The sequence below is a fragment of the Pseudomonas sp. RIT-To-2 genome (assembly GCF_029623465.1).
GTDB classification, from domain to species: domain Bacteria; phylum Pseudomonadota; class Gammaproteobacteria; order Pseudomonadales; family Pseudomonadaceae; genus Aquipseudomonas; species Aquipseudomonas silvicola.
In genome coordinates this window covers 1-23,228 of the sequence record NZ_JAPYKM010000008.1, presented here as the reverse complement: position 1 = coordinate 23,228, position 23,228 = coordinate 1, and the positions used below count along the sequence as shown (strand labels likewise).

The 23,228-nt window shown below is 62.8% G+C and carries 24 protein-coding genes and 1 pseudogene; 15 read left to right on the top strand and 10 right to left on the bottom strand.

Annotated elements, in window-relative coordinates; translation table 11 throughout:
* Positions 1 to 13 precede the first annotated feature (13 nt).
* From QBK88_RS09285 to QBK88_RS09270, 4 genes are all read right to left on the bottom strand, one after another.
* Complete coding sequence (locus QBK88_RS09285; RefSeq protein ID WP_277961835.1) at positions 14 to 778, bottom strand: uroporphyrinogen-III synthase; 765 nt, start codon at positions 776 to 778, stop codon at positions 14 to 16.
* Positions 775 to 1,716: a hydroxymethylbilane synthase gene (hemC, locus tag QBK88_RS09280; protein ID WP_277961834.1), complete on the bottom strand. Its 942-nt coding sequence runs from the start codon at positions 1,714 to 1,716 to the stop codon at positions 775 to 777. The genes QBK88_RS09285 and hemC overlap by 4 nt, the downstream gene beginning before the upstream one ends.
* Before the next feature lie 91 nt (positions 1,717 to 1,807).
* Complete coding sequence (locus tag QBK88_RS09275) at positions 1,808 to 2,554, bottom strand: LytR/AlgR family response regulator transcription factor (RefSeq protein WP_268146370.1); 747 nt, start codon at positions 2,552 to 2,554, stop codon at positions 1,808 to 1,810.
* Positions 2,551 to 3,639: a sensor histidine kinase gene (locus QBK88_RS09270; protein WP_277961956.1), complete on the bottom strand. Its 1,089-nt coding sequence runs from the start codon at positions 3,637 to 3,639 to the stop codon at positions 2,551 to 2,553. The genes QBK88_RS09275 and QBK88_RS09270 overlap by 4 nt, the downstream gene beginning before the upstream one ends.
* 94 nt (positions 3,640 to 3,733) lie before the next feature.
* On the opposite strand from QBK88_RS09270, the gene argH reads away from it, so the two are divergent.
* From argH to QBK88_RS09250, 4 genes are all read left to right on the top strand, one after another.
* Positions 3,734 to 5,128, top strand: coding sequence for an argininosuccinate lyase (gene argH / locus QBK88_RS09265; protein ID WP_277961833.1), 1,395 nt, complete (start codon positions 3,734 to 3,736; stop codon positions 5,126 to 5,128).
* A gap of 94 nt (positions 5,129 to 5,222) precedes the next feature.
* Positions 5,223 to 5,519, top strand: coding sequence for a hypothetical protein (locus QBK88_RS09260; RefSeq protein ID WP_268146376.1), 297 nt, complete (start codon positions 5,223 to 5,225; stop codon positions 5,517 to 5,519).
* Between the two features lie 123 nt (positions 5,520 to 5,642).
* Positions 5,643 to 5,888, top strand: coding sequence for a TIGR02647 family protein (locus QBK88_RS09255; RefSeq protein WP_268146378.1), 246 nt, complete (start codon positions 5,643 to 5,645; stop codon positions 5,886 to 5,888).
* A 152-nt stretch (positions 5,889 to 6,040) separates the two neighbouring features.
* On the top strand, positions 6,041 to 8,884 hold the full coding sequence (locus QBK88_RS09250) for a class I adenylate cyclase (RefSeq protein WP_277961832.1): 2,844 nt from the start codon (positions 6,041 to 6,043) through the stop codon (positions 8,882 to 8,884).
* On the opposite strand, the gene QBK88_RS09245 is transcribed toward QBK88_RS09250, so the two are convergent.
* Both QBK88_RS09245 and cyaY read right to left on the bottom strand, forming a co-directional pair.
* On the bottom strand, positions 8,885 to 9,109 hold the full coding sequence (locus QBK88_RS09245) for a DUF1289 domain-containing protein (RefSeq protein ID WP_277961831.1): 225 nt from the start codon (positions 9,107 to 9,109) through the stop codon (positions 8,885 to 8,887).
* 2 nt (positions 9,110 to 9,111) lie between these two features.
* Complete coding sequence (cyaY, locus tag QBK88_RS09240; RefSeq protein ID WP_268146386.1) at positions 9,112 to 9,438, bottom strand: iron donor protein CyaY; 327 nt, start codon at positions 9,436 to 9,438, stop codon at positions 9,112 to 9,114.
* 246 nt (positions 9,439 to 9,684) lie between these two features.
* Here cyaY and lptM point away from each other — a divergent pair, with 246 nt between their 5' ends.
* The 6 genes from lptM to QBK88_RS09210 are packed head-to-tail and all read left to right on the top strand — an operon-like array spanning position 9,685 to position 14,277.
* Complete coding sequence (gene lptM, locus QBK88_RS09235; RefSeq protein ID WP_158156037.1) at positions 9,685 to 9,837, top strand: LPS translocon maturation chaperone LptM; 153 nt, start codon at positions 9,685 to 9,687, stop codon at positions 9,835 to 9,837.
* A 9-nt stretch (positions 9,838 to 9,846) separates the two neighbouring features.
* On the top strand, positions 9,847 to 11,094 hold the full coding sequence (gene lysA, locus QBK88_RS09230; protein WP_277961830.1) for a diaminopimelate decarboxylase: 1,248 nt from the start codon (positions 9,847 to 9,849) through the stop codon (positions 11,092 to 11,094).
* 4 nt (positions 11,095 to 11,098) lie between these two features.
* Positions 11,099 to 11,929 carry a diaminopimelate epimerase gene (dapF, locus tag QBK88_RS09225; RefSeq protein WP_158156033.1) on the top strand — a complete coding sequence of 277 codons (831 nt, stop codon included), beginning with the start codon at positions 11,099 to 11,101 and terminating at the stop codon, positions 11,927 to 11,929.
* A 13-nt stretch (positions 11,930 to 11,942) separates the two neighbouring features.
* Positions 11,943 to 12,680 (top strand): DUF484 family protein, encoded by a 738-nt coding sequence (locus tag QBK88_RS09220; protein WP_277961829.1) that lies wholly within the window; start codon positions 11,943 to 11,945, stop codon positions 12,678 to 12,680.
* Between the two features lie 2 nt (positions 12,681 to 12,682).
* On the top strand, positions 12,683 to 13,582 hold the full coding sequence (gene xerC / locus QBK88_RS09215; RefSeq protein WP_277961828.1) for a tyrosine recombinase XerC: 900 nt from the start codon (positions 12,683 to 12,685) through the stop codon (positions 13,580 to 13,582).
* On the top strand, positions 13,579 to 14,277 hold the full coding sequence (locus QBK88_RS09210; protein WP_277961827.1) for an HAD family hydrolase: 699 nt from the start codon (positions 13,579 to 13,581) through the stop codon (positions 14,275 to 14,277). Before xerC ends, QBK88_RS09210 begins: the two co-directional genes overlap by 4 nt.
* A gap of 111 nt (positions 14,278 to 14,388) precedes the next feature.
* Here QBK88_RS09210 and sutA read toward each other — a convergent pair whose 3' ends face one another.
* The 4 genes from sutA to glnK all read right to left on the bottom strand — a co-directional run bounded on the left by sutA (position 14,389) and on the right by glnK (position 17,171).
* Positions 14,389 to 14,712: a transcriptional regulator SutA gene (sutA, locus tag QBK88_RS09205; protein ID WP_268146398.1), complete on the bottom strand. Its 324-nt coding sequence runs from the start codon at positions 14,710 to 14,712 to the stop codon at positions 14,389 to 14,391.
* 101 nt (positions 14,713 to 14,813) lie between these two features.
* Positions 14,814 to 15,239 carry a secondary thiamine-phosphate synthase enzyme YjbQ gene (locus QBK88_RS09200; RefSeq protein ID WP_277961955.1) on the bottom strand — a complete coding sequence of 142 codons (426 nt, stop codon included), beginning with the start codon at positions 15,237 to 15,239 and terminating at the stop codon, positions 14,814 to 14,816.
* A gap of 210 nt (positions 15,240 to 15,449) precedes the next feature.
* Entirely contained in the window at positions 15,450 to 16,796 is a 1,347-nt protein-coding gene (locus QBK88_RS09195; protein WP_268146400.1) for an ammonium transporter, read from the bottom strand.
* Between the two features lie 36 nt (positions 16,797 to 16,832).
* On the bottom strand, positions 16,833 to 17,171 hold the full coding sequence (gene glnK, locus QBK88_RS09190; protein WP_002555808.1) for a P-II family nitrogen regulator: 339 nt from the start codon (positions 17,169 to 17,171) through the stop codon (positions 16,833 to 16,835).
* A gap of 411 nt (positions 17,172 to 17,582) precedes the next feature.
* On the opposite strand from glnK, the gene QBK88_RS09185 reads away from it, so the two are divergent.
* From QBK88_RS09185 to tnpC, 5 genes and pseudogenes are all read left to right on the top strand, one after another.
* On the top strand, positions 17,583 to 17,843 hold the full coding sequence (locus QBK88_RS09185) for an accessory factor UbiK family protein (RefSeq protein ID WP_277961826.1): 261 nt from the start codon (positions 17,583 to 17,585) through the stop codon (positions 17,841 to 17,843).
* A 115-nt stretch (positions 17,844 to 17,958) separates the two neighbouring features.
* On the top strand, positions 17,959 to 18,870 hold the full coding sequence (locus QBK88_RS09180) for a LysR family transcriptional regulator (protein ID WP_277961825.1): 912 nt from the start codon (positions 17,959 to 17,961) through the stop codon (positions 18,868 to 18,870).
* Positions 18,871 to 19,069: 199 nt separating this feature from the next.
* The gene (locus QBK88_RS09175) at positions 19,070 to 20,563 is read left to right on the top strand and encodes a YifB family Mg chelatase-like AAA ATPase (protein WP_277961824.1); all 1,494 of its coding nucleotides are present in this window, start codon (positions 19,070 to 19,072) and stop codon (positions 20,561 to 20,563) included.
* Between the two features lie 204 nt (positions 20,564 to 20,767).
* Positions 20,768 to 21,208 (top strand): hypothetical protein, encoded by a 441-nt coding sequence (locus QBK88_RS09170; protein WP_277961823.1) that lies wholly within the window; start codon positions 20,768 to 20,770, stop codon positions 21,206 to 21,208.
* A gap of 148 nt (positions 21,209 to 21,356) precedes the next feature.
* A pseudogene (tnpC, locus tag QBK88_RS09165) lies at positions 21,357 to 22,886 on the top strand (IS66 family transposase).
* The last annotated feature ends 342 nt before the right edge of the window (positions 22,887 to 23,228 follow it).

Genomic DNA, 23,228 nt, shown 5'->3' with positions numbered 1-23,228 from the left:
CATTGGGCAGGTTTCACCCGGGTAGGCGGTGTTCACGCAGGGCCGCCAGCAAGGCCGCGGTGCTCGCACCACGGCAATCCACTACATGGCGAGCGCCGGCGGCCTGGGCCTGGGCGGCAACTCGCGGGCTGGGCACGAACAACGGCAACCCGGCCAATTGGGGCCAGTGTTCACCGGCCAACTGTTGCAAATGCTCGAAACCCTGCCCACTGCTGACCACCAGCGCGTTCAGGCGTTCCGCCGTGACCAGCTGGTGTAACGCCTGCGGCGGGTAGTGCGGCAGGCAACGGCGGTAGAGTTGCAGATAATCGACAGTAGCACCCTGGTCGCGCAAGTGCTCGGCCAAGCGCTCACGCCCGCCCTCACCACGCAGGATGAGCACTTTGGGGTAAGGTTGGGCCAATGCTTCGGCCAATGCCGGCAGGGCCAGCAGGGCTTCGCTGTCGTCACCCTGGGGCGGGAAATGCACGCGCAGGCCGTAGTCATCGAGAATCGCCGCAGTAGCGGCGCCCACGCTGAACCAGCTTTGCATGGGCGGTTGCGGCCAGTACTGGTCGATCAGGTCCAGGCCAAGCCGTGCCGCGGGCTTGCTCACCACGATCACCGCGCAGTATTGCGCCAGGTTCAGCACCTGGGCGCGCATTGTTTCGCTGATGGGTAACGGCTGGATGTCCAGCAACGGCAGGCTGGCGCTATGTAGGCCAGCGGCGGCGAGCTCTTGCGCCACCGCGGCCGATTCCTCGGCCGGGCGGGTCAACAGCAGGCGCCAGGCCGTCACGGATGGCCTTCCTCGCCGTATACCGCCTTGAGGATCTGATCGGCCCCCTGATGCAACAGGGCTTCGGCGACCTCGACTCCCAGGCGCTCGGCATCGGCACGGGGTGCGCGAGCCTGGGCACTGAGCAGGCGCCCGCCATCGGGTTCGCCTACCAGCCCGCGCAGCCAGAGCTGCTCGCCCTCCAGCACGGCGTAGCAGGCGATCGGCACCTGGCAGCCGCCGTTGAGGTGCTTGTTCAAGGCACGCTCGGCAGTGACCCGCGCGGCAGTGTCATGGTGGTGCAGCGGCGCAAGGAGGGCATGGATCTCACTGTCGGCGGTGCGGCATTCGATGCCCACGGCACCTTGCCCACCCGCTGGCAGGCTGTCTTCGATGCTGATGCTGTCGGTGATGCGATCCTTGAAGCCCAGGCGGATAAGGCCCGCGGCTGCCAGGATGATGGCGTCGTACTCACCTGCGTCCAGCTTGGCCAGGCGGGTGTTGACGTTGCCACGCAGGAAACGGATCTGCAGGTCGGGGCGCCGCGCCAGCAGCTGGGTCTGGCGACGCAGGCTGGAGGTGCCCACGACGCTGCCGGCAGGCAATGCCGCCAGGCTGGCGTGGCTGTTGGAAACGAAGGCATCACGCGGGTCTTCACGCTCGCAGATGCAGAACAGGCCCAGGCCCTCGGGGAAGTCCATGGGCACGTCCTTCATGGAGTGCACGGCAATATCGGCCTGGTTGTCGAGCAGGGCGTTCTCCAGCTCCTTGACGAACAGGCCCTTGCCGCCAATTTTCGACAGGGGCGAGTCGAGCAGCTTGTCGCCGCGGCTGACCATGGGCACCAGGGTCACGACCAGGCCGGGGTGCGCCTCTTCCAGGCGCGCCTTGACGTACTCGGCCTGCCACAGGGCCAGGGCGCTTTTACGGGTGGCGATGCGGATCTCGCGAGTAGGCATGAATCAATCCGTGCTGGGTAGATAGGCCGATCATACCAGCATCCCGGGAACAGCATGGCGCTCGGAGCGGGCAAGCCCTCCCCGGCGCGCCTCACAACTGTTGCATCATCTTGCGCACACCGGCCACATGGCGGCGGCTGACGATCAGCGCATCACCGTTGAGCCCCTTGAGGAACAACTGGAAATGCCCCAGCGGCGTGCGCTGCAGGCGCTCGATACGGTCTCGGGCGACCAGGGCATTGCGGTGGATACGCACGAAGCGGTCACCGAACTCGTCCTCCAGGGCCTTCAGGGGCTCGTCCAGGAGCACCTCGCCGCCCTCGTGGCGCAAGGTCACGTACTTGTGGTCGGCGATGAAGTAGATGACCTGATCCAGCGGAATCAGCTCGATGCCTTTGCGCGTGCGGGCACTGATATGGGTGCGCGGGCCACTGCCGCTTTCGGCGGCCGGGCGGGTCAGGGCGGCCAGTTGCGCGCGGTTGGGGCGCTCGGCCTTTCTCAACGCTTCGAGCAGGTGCTCGGGGCGCACCGGCTTGACCAGGTAGCCCAGGGCACTGGTCTGGAACGCCTCAAGGGCAAACTCGTCATGGGCTGTACAAAACACAACCGCCGGCGGCGCTTCGCGCTCGCACAGCTTGGCTGCAACCTGCAGTCCGTCAAGGCCGGGCATGCGGATGTCGAGCAAGACCACATCCGGCTTGAGGCTGTCGATCAGGGTCAGGGCCTCTTCGCCATTGGTGGCGCTGGGCTCCAGGACACTGTATCCCTCGAGATCGCTGACCAGTCGGCTCAAGCGCTCGCGGGCTAGGGGTTCGTCATCAACGATCAGGACATTCATATTGCACTGGATTCCTGCGTGAGTCTCGCACAAGGATAGCGTAGACAGGTGAAGTGACGACCGTCACGGCGATCCACGCTCAGACTCGCGCGCGGGCCAAAAAGTGCCGCAAGTCGAGCACCAATATTCGACAGTGCCTGGTGAGTACCGCTCGAAACCTGCCCGCAGGCAGTTTCGTCGTAGGGATTGCTTACACACAATATGAACTCTCCCCCTTTATAGTCAGCTTCTACCCGGATCACACCCCCGTCTATGCGAGGGGCCACGCCGTGAACCAGAGCGTTTTCCAGTAACGGTTGTAAGGTTAGCTGCGGAATCGGCAAGTCATCGGGAATTGCGTTGATCCTCCAGTCCAACTGTAGACGCTCGCCAAGACGATATTGCTCAATCCGTAAATATCGTTTCGACAATGCCAGTTCCTCCCCCCAGGTCACCAGGGTGCCAGCCTTCCCCAGGCTGGCGCGAAACAGGTCGGACAGGTCCAGAACCGCCTGTTCGGCCCGCACCGCATCCACTGCCACGAGGCTGGCGATGCTGTTGAGGGTGTTGAACAGAAAGTGCGGCTTGATACGGGCCTGCAAGGCTTCCAGGCGTGCTTGCAGTTCTGCGCGTTGCTGGATGCGCCACTGGCTCTGCAAGTAAAAGTAGCGCAACAACAACGCCGAGATGATCAGCGCAATCAGCCCATGGCGCAGGTAACGATTGAAACTGGCGAAGGAAATGTCCGAGGGGTAACCGGCCAACCGCAAAGAGTCGGTCAGCCCGGTGGCGGCCACGGTCAGGGCAACCACCAGGGCACAGCACAACCCGCCGGCCACGCCAGGGTTCAGGCCTGCCAGCCAGGGCCGCAACCCGCACAGCACGGCCGCCGAGAGCAACACTATCCACTGCACGAACAGCGAGGTGAGCGCCAACCGCGACCAGTCGAAGCCGGCGGCCATGGGCTCGGCCAATACCAATACCATCACCAGCAGTTCGGCGAGCATCACCAGCACCAGCAGCGCCTGGGCTTCGCACAGCACCGGTAGGAAAAATTCCTGTTGCGCACGCTCGCGGCGTGCCGGGTTGCGTCCATCTGTAGGCATATGCGCATTCCACTGGGCACTCAACCCCCGTCAGGATTGAAGCCCTGTTATTATTGCAGGCAATTTCCCGTTCACGCCTTCAACGAGCGAATTCATGAGTACTGACAAGACCAACCAGTCCTGGGGCGGCCGCTTCAGTGAACCCGTCGACGCCTTTGTCGCCCGCTTCACCGCCTCCGTCAACTTCGACCAGCGACTCTACCGTCACGACATCATGGGCTCGATCGCCCACGCGACCATGCTGGCCAAGGTCGGCGTGCTCACCGATGCCGAGCGCGACAGCATCGTCGACGGGCTGAAAACCATCCAGGGCGAAATCGAAGCCGGCACTTTCGAGTGGCGCGTGGACCTGGAAGACGTGCACATGAACATCGAAGCACGCCTGACCGACCGCATCGGCGTCACCGGCAAGAAGCTGCATACCGGCCGCAGCCGCAATGACCAGGTGGCCACTGACATCCGCCTGTGGCTGCGTGACGAGATCGACCTGATCCTGGGCGAGATCACTCGCCTGCAGAAAGGCTTGCTGGAGCAGGCCGAGCGCGAAGCCGAGACCATCATGCCCGGCTTCACCCACCTGCAGACTGCCCAGCCCGTGACCTTCGGCCACCACCTGCTGGCCTGGTTCGAAATGCTCAGCCGCGACTACGAGCGCCTGGTGGACTGCCGCAAGCGCACCAACCGCATGCCGCTGGGCAGTGCTGCGCTGGCCGGTACCACCTACCCGATCGACCGCGAGCTGACCTGCCAGTTGCTGGGCTTCGAAGCCGTGGGCGGCAACTCGCTGGACAGCGTGTCAGACCGTGACTTCGCCATCGAATTCTGCGCTGCCGCCAGCGTGGCGATGATGCACCTGTCGCGCTTCTCCGAGGAGCTGGTGCTGTGGACCAGCGCCCAGTTCCAGTTCATCGACCTGCCAGACCGTTTCTGCACCGGCAGCTCGATCATGCCGCAAAAGAAAAACCCTGACGTGCCGGAACTGGTTCGTGGCAAGAGCGGCCGCGTGTTTGGCGCCCTGATGGGCCTGTTGACCCTGATGAAAGGCCAGCCCCTGGCCTACAACAAGGACAACCAGGAAGACAAGGAACCACTGTTCGACGCCGCCGATACCCTGCGCGACTCGCTGCGCGCCTTCGCCGACATGATCCCGGCCATCAAGCCCAAGCACGCCATCATGCGCGAAGCGGCACTGCGCGGTTTCTCCACCGCGACAGACCTGGCCGATTACCTGGTGCGCCGTGGCCTGCCGTTCCGCGACTGCCACGAAATCGTCGGCCATGCGGTGAAATACGGTGTCGACAGTGGCAAGGACCTGGCCGAGATGAGCCTGGAAGAACTGCGCCGCTTCAGCGACCAGATCGACCAGGACGTCTTCGAAGTACTGACCCTGGAAGGCTCGGTGAACGCCCGTGACCACATCGGCGGCACCGCGCCGGCCCAGGTCCGCGCCGCCGTTATCCGCGGCCAGTCGCTGCTGGCCCAGCGCTGATAGCACCACCCACGGCAGACGCTCTACCTGTGGGACCGGGCAAAGCTCGGTCCCACAGGAGCTCTTCCGACCACCCCCTTTCAGGAGCCGCGCCATGAGCGAGCCTACCGATATCCAGAACGACGACGAACAATTCGCCGAAGACACCCTGATCCAGGCCATCGAGAACCAGATCGAAAGCGACAACCCGCCCGCCGCCAAGGCCACGTTCAACAAGTTGACGCTGGTCGGCTACGAACGTGAAGATATCCTGGAAATGATGGCTCACGTACTGGCCGTGGAAATCGACAAGATCCTGGAAGAAGACCGCGCATTCGATACCGTTTGGTATGAAGCAGCCCTGCGCGCACTGCCTGAACTGCCCCCCGAGGCCAAGGCCGAGCAAGACTGACTTTCCCGGCAGGAATGCTTCGGCCTTACTACACTGGAATTGCCCCGCTGCCCCGCAAGGAAACCGGGGCCTCCACGGCCTGCCGTTGGCGGCCGTCTATTCCTGGAAAAGTCCGGAGTACCTATGTCGTATACCCCTGAGCTGGTCGCCGAACTGGAAATCCTCGCGCTGTTCAATCTGGACAACACGCAAGAAGGCCTCAAGATCCATCACACCGCCACGCCACAGGCCATAGCGGCCGCCAAACGCTTGCACGACAAGGAACTGATCACCCAGGTCGATGGTGGCTACCTGACCAGTGGCGGGCTGCAGGCCGCACAGCATGCACAAGCCCTGCTGACGGTACTGGGCGTCACTGAAGCCGCTTGAACGCGGCGAACCACGCCGGCGCCCTCCTGGCACCGGCGTTCCGTTTTTCATCGTACAGGCTCAAATTACGCTCAAGGTTGCCGATAACGGGGTGAAGGCGGGTGTTCCGTCGTTCCACAGTCACGCCGCCCAGCCGTCGATTCGAGCTTCCGATGCCGCGCAACCATGAAATACGCCCCGACCTGGATGAGGGAATAGACCGCAAGGTGCTCGGGCAACTGCGCACCCGCTTCCTGACCCTCAACCGCGGCCGCCTGGACCGCGCCCTGGAAGGGCTGTCGAGCCGCCAGCAACAAGTGCTGAAACTGTTGCCGCTGTTCTTCCACGTCAACCATCCGCTGCTGCCCGGTTACGTGTCCGGCGCCACCCCTGCGGGCCTCTCGAATTTCGAGCCTGACGCAGAGACCCTGGCCGAGGCACAACGCCTGACCCGCTCGTTTTCCTACAAGGTGCGCCATGGCAGCCCGCCCCGGCCGCTGCATGGGTTGTTCCTGATGGGCAGCCTGGGCACCCTGGCCCAGGCGGAACAGAGCGACATGGACTTCTGGGTGTGCCACGACACCGAACTGACCGGCGAGGAAGTGGCTGAGCTGCGCAAGAAATGTCAGTTGCTTGAAGCCTGGGCCGCGACCCAGGGCGCCGAGGCGCACTTTTTCCTGATTGACCCGCCGCGCTTCGTGCGCGGCGAACGCGACAGCCAGCTCAGTTCCGAAGACTGCGGCACCAGCCAGCATTACCTGCTGCTGGATGAGTTCTACCGCACCGCCATCTGGCTGGCAGGCCGCACGCCGCTGTGGTGGCTGGTGCCCGTCTATGAGGAGCGGCGCTACGCCGAGTACACCGACACCCTACTGGGCAAGCGCTTCATTCGCGCCGATGAAGTGCTGGACCTGGGCCACCTGGCCCATATCCCTGCGGGCGAATTCGTCGGCGCCGGCCTGTGGCAATTGTTCAAGGGCATCGAGTCGCCGTACAAGTCGGTGCTCAAGCTGTTGCTCACCGAGGTCTATGCCAGCGAACACCCCACTGTCCAATGCCTGAGCCTGCGCTTCAAACAGGCAGTGTTCGCCAACCAGGTCGACCTGGATGAGCTGGACCCCTACATGGTGGTCTACCGCCGCATCGAGGAGTACCTGCTGGCTCGCGGCGACGTCGACCGCCTTGAGCTGGTGCGCCGCGCGCTGTACCTGAAGGTCAACAAGAAGCTCAGCGCCGTGTCACGGCAGCGCCCGCCCAGTTGGCAGCGCCTGCTGCTGCAGCGGTTGGCGGCCGAGTGGAACTGGGACCCGCGGCACTTGGCGCTGCTGGACAGCCGCAGCCAATGGAAAGTACGCCAGGTGGTCAGCGAGCGCCGGGCGCTGGTCAACGAGCTGAACTACAGCTACCGGTTCCTCAACCAGTTTGCCCGCAGCGAACAGGCTGTCAGCCTGATCAACAACCGCGACCTCAATATTCTTGGCCGCAGGCTGTACGCCGCGTTCGAGCGCAAGGCCGGCAAGGTCGAATTCATCAACCCGGGCATCGCCCCGGACCTGGCCGAAGACACCCTCACCCTGGTGCAATCGCCCAATCGCAAGGAACCGGGGCACACTCAGTGGGGGTTGTACAACGGCAACCTGGGAGCCTACGAGTGGGAGCACTTCGCCCCATTCAAGCGCAACCGGCAACTGCTGCAGCTGCTCACCTGGTGCCACCGCAACGGCGTGATCGACAGCAGCACGCGCCTGGCCCTGCACCCTGGCGAGAGCGACCTGACCGAGTTCGAACTGTTCAACCTGATCGCCAGCCTTCAGCAGAGCATTCCCCTGCCCCTGACCACCGTGGCGGATGAGCAGTTGCTGCGCAAAAGCGTGCCCGTGGAAGTACTGTTGCTGGTCAACGTGGGTGTCGACCCACTCAAGCACCACCGCGACCTGAACATCCTGATGACCACCGAGCGCACCGACTCGTTGAGCTATGCCGGCGTGCGCGAGAACCTCGTACTGACCCTGGACCAGGTCACCCTCAATAGCTGGAGCGAAGTGCTGACCGAGCGTTTCGATGGCCCCCACGCCCTGCTCGACTGCCTGCGCGATTACTTGAACCACCTGCCACCTGGCCAGCCGCCGCGGGTACGGGTGCGCTGCTTCTGCCACAACCGTGCCCCCGCCATCGCCCAGCGCGTGGAAGCCCTGCTCAATACCGCCCAGGCGCTGTTGAAAAAGGGCCTGAATCACCGCTACCTGATCCGGGTACAGCAGGACTATCACGTGCTGGAACTGGTGCCGGGGAAGGTTCGCCATGTGGCCCTTGCGACCGTGGCGGCACTGGTGCAGTACCTGGGCGAGGACCTGGCCAGCTACAGCCCGCTGCACCTTGACAGCCACGCCCTGGATGAACACGACCTGGGGTTGATCCTGCCCTTGGGCCAGCCCGAGAGCATCCAGCTGTTCTACCGCCTGCAGGACAGTTGGGCGGACGTCTACGTGCTGGACGAGCTCAATGCCCTGTGGCACCAGCGGCTGCCGTTCCACGACGAGCCCAGCTTGCTGGTGCCGCTGCAACGCTTCCTGCAATCGGTGCTGTACCGCCGCAACGCCCTGTTGCCGGTTGAAGCCAGCGCCCACCCGGCACTGGAGGTGCTCTACTATCAACTGTTGCCCACGGGCGCGGGGCGGGCGCGCGGTATTGAGCCGCGGCCCGGCCCGGAGGAAGCCGGCGACAAGCGTTTCTATGACGTGCAGGCGATTGTCGAGCGCTCAGCGCCGGGCAGGATCCAGGTGACCTTGTATTGCAACCAGCGGGAATTTTCCGAGCTCGAACACGGTGACCAGCTGTACGCCGTGGTCGCGCGGCAGATCCTGGCCCAGCGCACCGAGGCCACGGCCTACCGCTGCTACATCACCGACCTGGACCTGTGCGGGCTGCTGGGCGACGCCCCGGGCGCCACCCACCTGTACCTGCGCTACAAAGCGGACCTGGAGCGGTCGCTGAACCACGCCTTGAGCCAGCTGTGATCAACCGACGCTGGCGCGGCGCTCGCTGGCCTGGTGACAGATCTGCCGACGGCGCTCGTCGTCCGCCGAACGCCATTCGCGGATATCTTCCACATGGCGGAAGCAGCCCTTGCAGACTTTCTCCTCGTCCAGCCGGCAAAGGCTGATGCATGGCGAAGGCACCGCCGGGCTGACGTTGCTGTAAAGGGGCTTGGGCGGGCGCACCGCCGGGGTGGGAGTGGTCACGCTCAGATCTCTTCGAAGTCCAGCTTCACGCCAGCCTGTTCCCAGGTGGCGCGGGTGAGTATCTCGCCCAGCAGCTCTTCGGACTTCTCGCAGGCCCACTTGCCCGACTCCTCGTCATAGTCGAAGTGGTAACCACCGGAACGCGCGGCCAGCCACAGTTGGCGCAGCGGCTCCTGGCGGCTGATGATCAGCTGGCTGCCGTTGTCGAACTTGATGGTCATCAGGCCGGACGAAATCTCAATGTCATCGGCATGGTCTTCGAACAGTTCTTCCAATGCCTGTTGGGTGGCATCGACCAGGTCGTGAAAGCGCGCTTCGGTCAAACTCATGGTGGGAACCTCTATACGTGTCTGCACACTGCAAGCGCGCGAAGATACGAGCAGCGCGCCCCGAATGCAAAGTATTACGACCTGTGGAACTGCGCATTCAACGTTGCGCTGCCTTCGCGCAGCAGCACACTGGGCGCGGTCCAGGGGCCGCAGGATGCCACCCCCCCTCAATCCGGGTTGCATAGGCAAGCTGCCGGGTGGCCGGTATACTCGGGCGCAATTAACGCTTTTACAAAGGATTTCGCCATGAAGCGCCTGATTTCCGCCCTCGCTGCGCTGGTCGCGGTTGCCTGCCTCGTGTCCGCTTGCGGCCAGAAAGGCCCTCTGTACCTGCCTGACGGGCAAAAATCCACCGTTGAACAAGACAACCCGTCGAAATCGCACAAACACATGATGTAAGGGAAGACCATGGACGCTTTCAACTACCGCGACGGTGAACTGTTCGCGGAAGGCGTGTCGTTGGCCTCCATCGCCGAGCGTTTCGGCACGCCAACCTATGTCTATTCCCGTGCGCACATCGAGCAGCAGTACCGGGCCTATGCCGACGCCCTTGCCGGCATGTCGCACCTGGTCTGCTTCGCGGTCAAGGCCAACTCCAACCTGGGCGTGCTGAACCTTCTGGCACGCCTGGGCGCAGGCTTTGACATCGTCAGCGGTGGTGAGCTGGAACGCGTCCTGGCCGCTGGCGGCCGTGCCGACCGCGTGGTGTTCTCCGGCGTTGGCAAGAGCCGCGCAGACATGCGCCGCGCCCTGGAAGTGGGCGTCCATTGCTTCAATGTCGAGTCTGCCGAAGAACTTGAACGCCTGCAGGCGGTAGCCGCCGAGCTGGGCGTACGCGCCCCGGTGTCGCTGCGGGTCAACCCCGACGTCGACGCCGGTACCCACCCGTACATCTCCACGGGCCTTGCCGAGAACAAGTTCGGCATCGACATCGTCGCCGCCGAGGATGTCTACGTGCGCGCCGCGCAGTTGCCGAACCTGGACGTGATCGGCGTCGATTGCCACATCGGCTCGCAACTGACCAGCCTGGAACCCTTCCTCGACGCCCTCGACCGCCTGCTGGGCCTGGTCGACCGCCTGAGCGACTGCGGCATCTTCCTGCAGCACATCGACCTGGGTGGTGGCCTGGGCGTGCGTTATCGCGACGAAGCACCACCGTTGGCCGGCGACTACATCAAGGCGGTGCGCGAGCGCCTGGAAGGCCGCGACCTAGCCCTGGTATTCGAACCAGGCCGCTACATCGTCGCCAACGCCGGTGTGCTGCTGACGCGCGTCGAGTACCTCAAGCACACCGCGCACAAGGACTTCGCCGTGGTCGACGCGGCCATGAACGACCTGATCCGCCCGGCCCTGTATGAAGCCTGGATGGACGTCAGCGCCGTGCAGCCACGCACGGGCGAAGGCCGCGCCTACGATATCGTCGGGCCGATCTGCGAAACCGGTGATTTCCTGGCCAAGGGCCGCCAATTGGCTCTTGAAGAAGGCGACCTGCTGGCCGTGCGCTCCGCCGGGGCGTATGGTTTCGTCATGAGTTCCAATTACAACACCCGCGGGCGTGCCGCCGAGATTCTGGTCGCTGGTGACCAGGCCCATGAAGTGCGCCGCCGTGAAACGGTCGCTGAACTGTTCGCGGGCGAAAGCCTGTTGCCGGAGTAAACCCATGCTGCTGCGCTTTACCAAAATGCATGGGCTGGGCAATGACTTCATGGTCTTGGACCTGGTCAGCCAACACGCGCATATCCTGCCCAAGCACGCCAAGCAGTGGGGCGACCGCCACACTGGCGTCGGCTTCGACCAGCTGCTGATCGTCGAAGCGCCGAGCAACCCGGACGTGGACTTCCGCTACCGCATCTTCAACTCCGACGGTTCGGAAGTGGAACAATGTGGCAACGGCGCGCGATGCTTCGCCCGCTTTGTGCTGGACAAGCGGTTGACCGCAAAGAAACGCATTCGCGTGGAAACCAAGAGCGGCATCATCGAACTGGATATCCGCAACGACGGCCAGATCAGCGTCGACATGGGCCCGCCACGGCTGGTTCCCGCTGATATCCCGTTCGTGGCCGATGCCCAGGCGAAGAACTACGATGTGGAAGTGGATGGCCAGGTGGTAAACCTCGCCGCCGTGTCCATGGGCAACCCCCACGCCGTCTTGAAGGTCGACGATATCAACGCCGCGCCAGTCCACGAACTGGGGCCAAAAATCGAACACCACCCGCGTTTTCCTGCGCGAGTGAATGTAGGCTTCCTGCACGTGGTCGACCGCCAGCGCGCGCAACTGCGGGTGTGGGAACGTGGTGCCGGGGAAACCCAGGCCTGTGGTACTGGCGCCTGTGCTGCCGCCGTGGCAGCCATCAGCCAGGGCTGGATGGACTCACCGTTGTTGATCGACCTGCCCGGCGGGCGCCTGTCCATAGAGTGGGCTGGCCCCGGCCAGCCTGTGCTGATGACCGGCCCCGCTGTGCGGGTCTACGAAGGCCAAGTGCGTCTATGAGTGAGCAACGACCATGACCGACAAGCCCCAGGCACCTGCACCACAGCCCCTTGATACCGTCGAGGGCAATACGGCGTCGGCCCCCGGGGCCGAGGCGGTCGCAGCCTTCCTGCGCGCCAACCCTGACTTCTTCGCCGAGCAGGAAGACCTGTTGGTCAGCCTGCGCCTGCCCCACCAGCGCGGTGACACCGTGTCGCTGGTGGAGCGGCAGATGAAGGTACTGCGCGAGCGCAATATCGAGATGCGCCACCGCCTCTCTCATTTGATGGACGTGGCCCGTGACAACGACCGCCTGTTCGACAAGACCCGGCGGCTGATTCTCGACATTCTCGATGCAGGCAGCCTGGAAGAAGTGGTGATCGCCGTGGAAGACAGCCTGCGCCAGGAATTCCAGGTACCCTTCGTCAGCCTCATCCTGTTCAGCGACATCGCCACGCCAGTGGGCCGCTGGGTCAGCACGGGCGAAGCGCACCAGGCCATCGGCGCGCTGCTGTCGGGCGGCAAGCCGGTCAGCGGCACCTTGCGCGATCATGAGCTGGACTTCCTGTTTGGCGAGGAACAGCGCAAGCAAGTCGGCTCCACCGCCGTGGCCACCCTGAGCCATCAGGGCCTGCATGGGGTGCTGGCCATCGGCAGCCGCGACCCGCAGCATTACAAAAGCTCGGTGGGCACGCTGTTCCTCAACTATATCGCCGAGGTCCTGGGCCGCGTGGTACCGCGCTTCACCAGCAGCCTGCGCTCGGTACGCTGACCATGCAGGCGCACCTTGATGCCTACTGCGCTCACTTGCGCAGTGAGCGGCAGGTGTCCGACCATACCCTGCAAGCCTACCGCCGCGATCTGGACAAGGTGCTGGCCTTTTGCGAGAAGGAACAGTTGCGCGACTGGGGCGCCCTGGACATCCAGCAACTGCGCCGCCTGGTCGCCCGCCTGCACCAGCAAGGGCAATCATCACGCAGCCTGGCGCGCCTGCTGTCGGCAGTGCGCGGGCTATACCGCTACCTGAACCGCGAAGGCATCTGCAACCACGACCCGGCCAACGGCCTGTCGCCCCCCAAGGGCGAACGCCGGCTGCCGCGTACTCTGGACACCGACCGTGCCCTGCAATTGCTGGAAGGTGCCGTTGAGGACGATTTCCTCGCCCACCGCGACCAGGCCATGCTGGAGCTGTTCTACTCCTCCGGGCTGCGTCTGTCCGAGCTGACCAGCCTCAACCTGGAGCAACTGGACCTGGCCGACGGCCTGGTACAAGTGCATGGCAAGGGCAGCAAGACCCGCGTGCTGCCGGTCGGCCGCAAGGCCCGCGACGCTCTGCAGCAGTGGTTGCCCCTGCGCGGGTTGAGCAACCCGGCCGATGACGCCGTGTTCGTCAGCCAGCAAGGCCGCCGCCTGGGGCCACGGGCCATTCAGTTGCGGGTAAAGGCCGCTGGCGAACGCGAGCTGGGCCAGAACCTCCACCCGCACATGCTGCGGCACTCTTTCGCCAGCCATCTGCTGGAGTCATCACAGGACCTGCGCGCGGTACAGGAAATGCTGGGCCACGCCGACATCGCCACCACGCAGATCTACACCCACCTGGACTTCCAGCACCTGGCAACCGTCTATGACAGCGCCCACCCACGGGCCAAACGCAGCAAGGACAGTGACACATGAGCATCGAGCTGATCACCTTCGACCTGGACGACACCCTGTGGGACACCGCCCCGGTTATTGTCACCGCCGAAGCCGTGTTGCGAGACTGGCTGGGCGAGCACGCACCAAAACTGGGCCCGATCGAGGTGGAACATCTGTTCGCCATTCGCAAACGCCTCGTGGATGCCGAGCCTGGTCTCAAGCACCGCATCAGTGCGTTGCGCCGCCTGGTGCTGCTGCACGCACTGCGCGAAGCTGGTTACCCGGAGCCAGAGGCGGCGCACCTGGCGCAGAAGAGCTTCGAGGTGTTCCTGCACGCTCGGCATCAGATCGAGGTGTTCCCCGACGCACTGCCGGCCCTAGAGCAACTGGGCCAGCATTACACCCTGGGCGTGGTCACCAATGGCAACGCCGACGTGCGCCGCCTGGGGCTGGCCGACCACTTCGCCTTTGCTTTGTGCGCCGAAGACCTGGGCATCGGCAAGCCAGACCCGGCCCCCTTCATCGAAGCGCTCAAGCGCGGTGGTGGCGTGGCCGCCAGCGCAGCCGTGCATGTGGGCGACCACCCCGGCGATGACATCCTGGGCGCGCAGCAAGCCGGCCTCAAGGCCATCTGGTACAACCCACAGGGCAAGCCGTGGGAAGCGGACCACAAGCCGGATGCCGAGGTGCGTAGCCTGCTGGAAATCGCCCAGGTTCTGGCAAGCTGGAAGTAACGCCCCGCGCGGTCCTGCAGGGCCCGCTATGCGCCGGCAGCACCGGGCGCCACACATCCCGGGCATGAAAAAGCCCGCAGCGACGGCGGGCTTTTTCAGGGAAGCAGGGACTCAGATAGGGCGGCTGCCATATTTGTTGTCCGGCTTCTTGGGCGGATCGGCGACCACATTGGCCTCCACTTCCTGCACTTTGCCGCCACGGGCCAGGAACTCTTCCATGGCACGGGCAAGGGCATCGCGCTCCTTGTTCTTGGCTTCAATACTAGGCAGTTCGTCTACCGACACCGCAGCCTTGGACTTGCCTTTGGCCGCGGGTGCAGGGACGTCGCCGCCATCGTCGTCGGCAACGTCTTCAGCCGCCGCTTCGAGGCCTTCCTCGGTATCGTCCTCGTCACCTACTTCGAGTTCGTCGTTTTCCAGATCATCGTCGCTCATGTTCTACCTCATGACTTGCGAAAAGCAGATTATTTATAGCCCAGCCTGACCTTCTGTCGATGGCTGCCAGGAAAAATTCATATCCGTCGGTTTGCCGACGGTCATCGGGTGTCGCCCTGCAACGTGGCGACCACCCTGCGAGCACCGCCGTGATCACGGTGCTCACCCAGATACACGCCTTGCCAGGTACCCACCGCCAACCGCCCGTCCCGCACTGGCAACGTCAACTGACAGCCTAGCAAACTGGCCTTGAAGTGTGCCGGCAGGTCATCCGCGCCTTCGTCGTTGTGCTCATAGCCGCTGTTACCCTGGGGTACCAGGCGGTTGAAGAAACGCTCGAAGTCACGACGAACCGCGGGGTCGGCGTTTTCGTTGATGGTCAACGACGCCGACGTATGCTGCAGCATCAGGTGCAGCAGGCCAATGCGGCATGCACGCAACTCGGGCCAGTCGGCCAGCAGTTCATCCGTTACCAGATGGAAGCCGCGCGGCCTTGGCTTCAAGGTGATCAACCGTTGCTGCCACATACCATTCTCCACACGTTCGGGGCGCATTCTAGCGCGCTCTGGGAAAAAGCAAAGGGGCTAAATTCATCAATGCGTGTAAGCCAAATGCCTACACCGAATCGATGCCGGCAACAAGCTGGAAGTTCCCGCGCGCAAACCGTTTGCGCCCTGAGCAAATGACAAATCGCGGGCAAAAAAATGCCCGGCGAGCCGGGCATTTTTCATGGGTGGTTACAGGTTGTAGCCACGCTCGTTGTGTTGAGCCAGGTCCAGGCCCACCGACTCTTCTTCTTCGTTGACGCGCAGGCCCATGACCATGTCCAGCACCTTGAGGATCACATACGTGACCACCGCGGTGTAGACGATGGTGAACGCCACGCCTTTGCACTGAATCCACACTTGTGCGGCGATGTCGGTCACGGTGCCGAAGCCACCCAGCGACGGTGCGGCGAACACACCGGTGAGGATAGCGCCCAGGATACCGCCGATACCGTGCACGCCGAAGGCGTCCAGGGAGTCGTCGTAGCCCAGTTTGCGTTTCAGGGTGGTGGCGCAGAAGAAGCACACCACGCCAGCAGCCAGGCCGATGACCAGCGCGCCCATCGGGCCCACGGTACCGGCGGCAGGGGTAATGGCTACCAGGCCTGCGACCACGCCCGAGGCGATGCCCAGAGCGCTGGGTTTACCGTGGGTGATCCACTCGGCGAACATCCAGCCCAGTGCGGCGGCGGCAGTGGCGATCTGGGTAACCAGCATGGCCATGCCGGCGGTGCCGTTGGCGGCCGCGGCGGAGCCGGCGTTGAAGCCGAACCAGCCTACCCACAGCATGGCAGCGCCCATCAGGGTGTAGCCCAGGTTGTGCGGAGCCATCGGGGTGGTCGGGAAGCCTTTGCGCTTGCCCAGCACCAGGCACGCCACCAGGCCAGCGATACCGGCGTTGATGTGCACCACGGTACCACCGGCGAAGTCCAGCACGCCCCAGTCACCCAGCAGCGAACCAGGACCGGACCAGACCATGTGTGCGATCGGTGCGTAGACCAGGGTGAACCAGATGCCCATGAACACCAGCATGGCCGAGAACTTCATGCGTTCGGCGAAGGCACCGACGATCAGCGCCGGGGTGATGATGGCGAAGGTCATCTGGAAGGTGACGAATACCGCTTCAGGAATCAGCGCTGCGGGGCCAGTGATGCTGGCAGGGGTGATGCCGGCCAGGAAAGCCTTGGCCAGGCTGCCCACGAAGGAGTTGTAGTTGACTACGCCCGCTTCCATACCGGTGGTGTCGAAAGCCATGCTGTAACCGTAGATGGTCCACAGAATGCTGACCAGGCCCGTGATGGCGAAGCACTGCATCATTACCGAGAGGATGTTCTTGGACCGCACCATGCCGCCGTAGAACAGCGCCAGGCCCGGAATGGTCATGAACAGCACCAGCGCGGTGGACGTGAGCATCCAGGCGGTGTCGCCGGAGTTGAGCACGGGGGCGGCTGGGGTTGCCACCTCGTCTGCAGCCATCGCAAGCGTTGGCAAAACGAGGGACAAAAGGGCTCCTAGCCCTGCGAAGCGACGCAGAGTCATGTTGTTATCTCCTGGGGCGTTGGGGTTTGGGGCGGCTTAGATCGCGTCGGTGTCGGTTTCGCCGGTACGGATGCGAATCGCCTGTTCCAGATTGACCACGAAAATCTTGCCGTCACCGATCTTGCCGGTGTTGGCGGCCTTGGTGATCGCCTCGATCACACGGTCCAGATCCTTGTCGTCAATGGCGACATCGATCTTCACCTTGGGCAGGAAGTCGACCACGTACTCCGCGCCGCGATACAGCTCGGTGTGACCCTTCTGCCGCCCGAAGCCTTTCACCTCGGTAACGGTAATGCCCTGCACGCCGATTTCGGACAACGACTCGCGTACATCGTCCAATTTGAACGGCTTGATGATGGCAGTGACTAGCTTCATGAAACTTTCTCCCGAATTAGTGGACTTGCCCCAGGAAAACAAACCCAGCTCAAGTCTAAGCGCAGTGTCTGGCTTTGTAACGCGTCGTCGATCCTGCATCCCCTGACCGACCACCAGAACCGCTCCTGACGAAACACTTCCCGCTCCGCCTGCGCACTGCATTCGTCACATCGACTGCATCAGTGCATGGGTCAATGGTGTCTAAGCAGAAACCTTGCCATGTCCGCGCAACTCAACAAATTCGGCCTATTTACCGCCAGCGCCCTGCTTTGCCCCACACCTGATCAACGGTTGCGCGCCAAACTGGTGCGCCGTGGATCACGGCGATGCGCAAAAACCGTGCGCGCGCCACGAACTGACTATAGACGGCCCCGTGGTACACTCCAGGCCATCAGATTCAGGAATTTCACCATGCTTGCGCCCAAAGCCTTCCTCGACGCCCTCGGCGACCACGCCTCGCGCCTGTTCAGCAGCGACACCGCCCAACCGCGCGCGGAACTGGAAAGCCAGTTCAAGCTGCTGCTGCAAAGCGGGTTCAGCAAACTGGACCTGGTCAGCCGGGAAGAATTCGACAGCCAGATGGTCGTGCTGGCACGCACCCGCGCGCGCCTGGAAGCGCTGGAGGCCAAGATGGCTGAACTGGAAGCGCGCCTGACGCCCCCCACCCCATAGTCAGCCTTTGCGGGAGCTGGCCTGCCAGCGCGCTTTTCCCCAACGCTTGCTGGCAAGCCGGCTCCCACACGCTCTACACTCCAGCCTTCATCTGAAGGACTGGAGGCACACGCCGATGAACCGCAACGAATTGCGCAAGGCCGACATCAACCTCATGGTGGTGTTCGAGACCTTGATGCTGGAACGCAACGTCACCCGCGTCGCGGAAAAGCTGTTCCTTGGCCAGCCCACCATCAGCTCGGCGCTCAACCGCCTGCGCACCATGTTCAACGACCCGCTGTTCGTGCGCGTCGGCCACCGCATGGAGCCCACCGCCCGCGCCGAAGAACTGGCCCGCCACCTGTCCCCGGCCCTGGACGCCCTGTCCATCGCCATCAGCCTCAGCCACGACTTCGACCCGGCCATCAGCACCTCCACCTTCCGCATCGGCCTGTCCGACGACGTCGAATTCGGCCTGCTGCCGCCCTTGCTGCGCGCCCTGCGCCTGGAAGCGCCGAAGGTGGTGTTCGTGGTCCAGCACGTCGACTACTGGCGGGTCCCCGACCTGCTCGCCTCCGGCGAAATCACCGTGGGCATCAGCCAGACTCGCGGCCTGCCGGCGAACGCCAAGCGCAAACTGCTGCGCCGCATCCAGCCACGCATCCTGCGCGCCGACAAATCCGACCACCCCCTGACCCTGGACGAATACTGCGCCCGCCCCCACGTGCTGGTGTCACACATGGCCAATACCAGTGGCGTGGTGGATGAGTGGCTGGAAGAGATCGGACGCAAGCGCAACGTCGTGCTTTCGGTACCCCAATACAGCGCCCTGCCCGCGCTGCTGGCAGGCACCGACCTGCTCGCCGGGGCGCCGGACTATGCGGCGAATGCCATGGTGGGGTATGGGAACCTGTACACCGAGCCGTTGCCGTTCGATACGCCGACGCTGGATTTGTCGATGGTGTGGCTGAGCGTGATGGACACCGATCCTGGCGAGCGATGGTTGAGGTCGCGGTTAGAGGCGTTCATGAGTGATTTGCCGAGGTAACCAGGCAGATTCCAAACGATGCCGTAGCGAGCCTTGTCTACGCCAAGCGCTTTTGAAGGCTCCTTGTGGGACCGGGCAAAGCTCGGGAAGCAGGCACCGCGGAAACACCCTGCCGCAATATCCAGCGCCCAGCCGGCCCGCCACCCACTACCCTTCAGACACCGCAGGAAGCGGCCCCCCTTCAACGCACGGAGCAACCATGTCCCTAGCCATCGTCCACAGCCGCGCCCAGGTCGGTGTCGGCGCGCCGGCCGTCACGGTGGAAACCCACCTTGCCAATGGCCTGCCTTCGCTCACGCTGGTAGGCCTGCCGGAAGCCTCGGTCAAGGAGAGCAAGGACCGCGTGCGCAGCGCCATCGTCAATTCGCAGCTCAACTTCCCGGCACGCCGTATCACCCAGAACCTGGCACCCGCCGACCTCCCCAAGGACGGTGGGCGCTACGACCTGGCCATCGCATTGGGCATACTCGCCGCCAGTGGCCAGTTTCCCAGCGCGGCACTGCGTGATGTGGAATGCCTGGGCGAATTGGCGCTGTCCGGCGCCATACGCCCGGTTCAGGGCGTGCTGCCTGCGGCACTGGCGGCGCGGGAGGCGGGACGGGCGCTGGTGGTGCCTTGCGAGAACGCCGAGGAAGCCAGCCTGGCCTCCGGGCTGGTGGTCATAGCCGCCAGCAACCTGCTGGAGCTGGTCTGTCACTTCAATGAGCAGCAGCGTATCAGCCCGTTCAGCTCCAATGGCCTCATCCTGCTCAACCGCCCCTACCCGGACCTCAGCGAGGTACAGGGCCAGCAGGCCGCCAAGCGCGCATTGCTGGTCGCTGCCGCGGGAGCGCATAACCTGCTGTTCAGCGGCCCCCCGGGTACCGGCAAGACCCTGCTCGCCAGCCGCCTGCCCGGGCTGTTGCCGCCGTTGGACGAACGCGAAGCGCTGGAGGTGGCGGCCATTCAATCAGTCGCCAGCCTCGCACCGTTGACGCACTGGCCGCAGCGGCCGTTCCGCCATCCCCACCACTCGGCTTCCGGCGCCGCGCTGGTCGGGGGTGGCAGCCGTCCGCAACCAGGGGAAATTACCTTGGCCCACCATGGGGTGCTCTTCCTCGACGAACTTCCTGAATTCGATCGCAAGGTACTGGAGGTGCTGCGTGAACCCCTTGAGTCCGGCGAAATAGTCATCGCCCGCGCCCGCGACAAGATCCGCTTCCCGGCGCGCTTTCAACTGGTCGCCGCCATGAACCCCTGCCCCTGTGGATATCTCGGCGACCCCAGCAGCCGCTGCAGTTGCAGCACCGACCAGATCGCCCGGTACCGCAACAAGCTATCGGGGCCGCTGCTGGACCGCATCGACCTGCACCTGACCGTCGCCCGCGAAACCACGGCCCTGAACCCCACCCCGCAACCCGGCGACGACACTGCTCATGCCGCAGCCCGCGTGGCCGCCGCCCGCGAACGGCAGTTCAAGCGCCAGGGTTGTGCCAATGCCTTCCTCGACCTGCCGGGGCTGAAAGCCCATTGCAAGTTATCCACAGCCGATGAGCACTGGCTGGAAACCGCGTGCGAGCGGCTGACGTTATCGTTGCGGGCTGCGCACCGGCTGTTGAAGGTGGCGCGGACGTTGGCCGATCTGGAGGAAGTCGCGCAGATAGGACGCGGGCATGTGGCGGAGGCGTTGCAGTATCGTCCTACAAGTTCGTGAAGGAAATTTCTGCTTTTACCGCGTTGCCTTGACCGTCAACCTGAGCACGCTTAACGTCTGCCCTTCAAGAACAGACAGCCTCCAACGCAACCTAGGGCTCACATATGGAATTGAAGATAGCGTGGTGGAACTGTCACTTGAGGAAAACTGGATAGATGTCTCCGACCATTTTCCAGTTATGTGTAGCTTAAAGAAGGTGGCAACATGAGTTTCCTTGATCTCGTCACACAAAGCGTTTCAAAGGCCAATAGCTCAAAGCTTACTTTAATAAAAATTGATGCTGTGTTCGAGAAGATCAATTCAGACCTGAAGGATTTTGAACCCGGTGAACTAAAGCTGGAGCGCGCATCCTCTACGCTCAGCCAAGCTGCTAACCGATTGAAAAAACTCAACCGTATTGAGTCGGAGTACTTCCAGGAAGACGTACTCCAGCTTTCGCTAACTAAAAAAAACAAGACGGCGTCAGAAGTCGCGGCAGGCTGGAAACAACATGTCGAGGGATTTCCATGCACCTTGAAATTTGCCGGCCAAGAGTTGATTTGTTCGAATGAAATCCAACTCATATCCGGAATTTCCGAACTACTGTCGTCAATCGCGTTCGGCAATGCCGTCAATAACCTGATTGCCAGACTAGGTTCTGCTTAAAACTTCAAGTGACTTCAGGTTCAGGCGTGGTGGCTGGCTTGCTGGCAACGGTTGAGACCCGAACGGTTCGCAGGCAAGCCAGCTACCACAGATATTCGGACCAACCTTGATAACCGCTTGCACGAGGCTGTACCGCACGATCCGGGGCATGATTTCCATGCCCGAAGACCTTCCCGATGACCCCGTACTGCTTAAGCAGATGCTTGCGCAGTTATTGATGGAGCGCACGGTCGATAAGGGCCAGATCGTCGATCTCAAAGAGCAGGTCAAGCTGCTGCGCGACCGTCTGTTCAGTCGCAAGTCCGAGCAGACAGTTGAAACCAATACCCCGCAGCTCGCGTTGTTCAACGAGCCGGAAAGCCTGTCGACACCTCCGGTCGATGAAGACGAGGAAGTGGTTACCCCGAGCCCGCGTCGCGGCAAGCGCAAACCGCTGTCCGCTGACCTACCGCGCATTGAAGTCATCCACGAACTGCCCGAGCACGAGCTGACCTGTGCCTGCGGTTGCCGCAAACACGTGATCGGTGACGAAACCAGCGAGCAGCTGGATATCGTGCCAATGCAGATCCGTGTGATCAAACACATCCGTAAAGTTTACGGCTGCCGTGGTTGCGAAACTGCCCCGGTCACCGCTGACAAACCTGCTCAGTTGATCGAAAAGAGCATGGCCAGCCCGACCGTGCTGGCCATGCTGTTGACTACCAAGTATGTCGATGGCTTACCGCTGCACCGTTTTGAAACGGTGCTGAGCCGACACGGTATCGAAATTCCGCGTCAGACCTTGGCGCGCTGAGTGATTCAGTGCAGTGAGCACCTGCAACCCCTGCTGAATCTGATACGCGACCGATTGCTGGAAAGCCCGGTCATCCATTGTGATGAAACGCGCGTCCAAGTCCTTAAAGAACCGGATCGAGACCCGACCAGCCAATCCTGGATGTGGGTGCAAGCCAGTGGGCCACCGGATCGGAAGGTCGTGCTGTTCGACTACACCTCCAGCCGTGCGCAGGATGTGCCGTTGCGCTTGCTGGAAAGTTATCGCGGCTATGTGATGACGGACGATTACGCGGGCTACAACGCCTTGGCGTTGCAGCCGGGTGTCGAACGATTGGCGTGCATGGCACATGCGCGTCGCAAGTTTGTTGACGCTCAGAAAGTGCAGCCCAAGGGCAAAGCTGGGCGCGCGGATATGGCGCTGTCATTGATCAATAAGCTGTATGGCATCGAGCGTGAACTGAAGGACGCCAGCGATGAGCAGCGATTGACTGGCCGGCAGGAGAAGAGCCTACCGATCCTGGGACAGTTGAAAAGTTGGCTGGACAAAACGCATCCGCATGTGACGTCGCAAAGTGTGCTCGGCAAGGCTGTGAATTACCTGGCGAGCAATTGGAGTCGGCTGGAGCGTTATGTGGAGGCTGGGTATTTGCCGATCGACAACAACCCGGCAGAGCGCGCAATAAAGCCATTTGTGATTGGCCGCAAAGCCTGGCTGTTCAGCGACACGCCCAAGGGTGCCGCCGCCAGTGCTCAGCTCTACAGTTTAGTCGAGACCGCCAAGATCAACGGCCAAGAGCCCTATACGTGGCTGCGCCACGCACTGGAGCGGCTGCCCCATGCGCAGTCGGTGGCAGATTATGAAGCGCTGTTGCCGTGGAACTGTTCACCGAAAATGCCACGGTAAAAGATGGCCTCACCTTGCGGTAGGTGGGGTTCATGGAGCGCTTACGAATCATCTCATTCCCCCAGTGACCTAGCACGAAATCACAAGCACGTCGGCCTTGGAAAAAGTGTGTTAAGCGGCGTCTCAGTGAAACGGCTATGGGCTTGGCAACGAGATACGAAGCTCGCTTGGATACCAATGTGATTCAGGGCGGAGGCTGCAAACACAACTAATAAACCGGACGCTAAGCGCTTATGCCTATTTCATGATCGCTAAGGATGCTCCGATCAACTTGCCGCGCAGCGATGGCAAGCCGTAATTCGCCAGGCAATCGGCGCTATTCCCTGAAAATGGCCTAATACG

Bases quoted from the DNA above. Each gene is read 5' to 3' on its own strand.
- hemC (WP_277961834.1), bottom strand. From the start codon at position 1,716: ATGCCTACTCGCGAGATCCGCATCGCCACCCGTAAAAGCGCCCTGGCC.
- QBK88_RS09275 (WP_268146370.1), bottom strand. From the start codon at position 2,554: ATGAATGTCCTGATCGTTGATGACGAACCCCTAGCCCGCGAGCGCTTG.
- QBK88_RS09270 (WP_277961956.1), bottom strand. From the start codon at position 3,639: ATGCCTACAGATGGACGCAACCCGGCACGCCGCGAGCGTGCGCAACAG.
- argH (WP_277961833.1), top strand. From the start codon at position 3,734: ATGAGTACTGACAAGACCAACCAGTCCTGGGGCGGCCGCTTCAGTGAA.
- QBK88_RS09260 (WP_268146376.1), top strand. From the start codon at position 5,223: ATGAGCGAGCCTACCGATATCCAGAACGACGACGAACAATTCGCCGAA.
- QBK88_RS09255 (WP_268146378.1), top strand. From the start codon at position 5,643: ATGTCGTATACCCCTGAGCTGGTCGCCGAACTGGAAATCCTCGCGCTG.
- QBK88_RS09250 (WP_277961832.1), top strand. From the start codon at position 6,041: ATGCCGCGCAACCATGAAATACGCCCCGACCTGGATGAGGGAATAGAC.
- cyaY (WP_268146386.1), bottom strand. From the start codon at position 9,438: ATGAGTTTGACCGAAGCGCGCTTTCACGACCTGGTCGATGCCACCCAA.
- lptM (WP_158156037.1), top strand. From the start codon at position 9,685: ATGAAGCGCCTGATTTCCGCCCTCGCTGCGCTGGTCGCGGTTGCCTGC.
- lysA (WP_277961830.1), top strand. From the start codon at position 9,847: ATGGACGCTTTCAACTACCGCGACGGTGAACTGTTCGCGGAAGGCGTG.
- dapF (WP_158156033.1), top strand. From the start codon at position 11,099: ATGCTGCTGCGCTTTACCAAAATGCATGGGCTGGGCAATGACTTCATG.
- QBK88_RS09220 (WP_277961829.1), top strand. From the start codon at position 11,943: ATGACCGACAAGCCCCAGGCACCTGCACCACAGCCCCTTGATACCGTC.
- xerC (WP_277961828.1), top strand. From the start codon at position 12,683: ATGCAGGCGCACCTTGATGCCTACTGCGCTCACTTGCGCAGTGAGCGG.
- QBK88_RS09210 (WP_277961827.1), top strand. From the start codon at position 13,579: ATGAGCATCGAGCTGATCACCTTCGACCTGGACGACACCCTGTGGGAC.
- sutA (WP_268146398.1), bottom strand. From the start codon at position 14,712: ATGAGCGACGATGATCTGGAAAACGACGAACTCGAAGTAGGTGACGAG.
- QBK88_RS09200 (WP_277961955.1), bottom strand. From the start codon at position 15,239: ATGTGGCAGCAACGGTTGATCACCTTGAAGCCAAGGCCGCGCGGCTTC.
- QBK88_RS09195 (WP_268146400.1), bottom strand. From the start codon at position 16,796: ATGACTCTGCGTCGCTTCGCAGGGCTAGGAGCCCTTTTGTCCCTCGTT.
- glnK (WP_002555808.1), bottom strand. From the start codon at position 17,171: ATGAAGCTAGTCACTGCCATCATCAAGCCGTTCAAATTGGACGATGTA.
- QBK88_RS09185 (WP_277961826.1), top strand. From the start codon at position 17,583: ATGCTTGCGCCCAAAGCCTTCCTCGACGCCCTCGGCGACCACGCCTCG.
- QBK88_RS09180 (WP_277961825.1), top strand. From the start codon at position 17,959: ATGAACCGCAACGAATTGCGCAAGGCCGACATCAACCTCATGGTGGTG.
- QBK88_RS09175 (WP_277961824.1), top strand. From the start codon at position 19,070: ATGTCCCTAGCCATCGTCCACAGCCGCGCCCAGGTCGGTGTCGGCGCG.
- QBK88_RS09170 (WP_277961823.1), top strand. From the start codon at position 20,768: ATGAGTTTCCTTGATCTCGTCACACAAAGCGTTTCAAAGGCCAATAGC.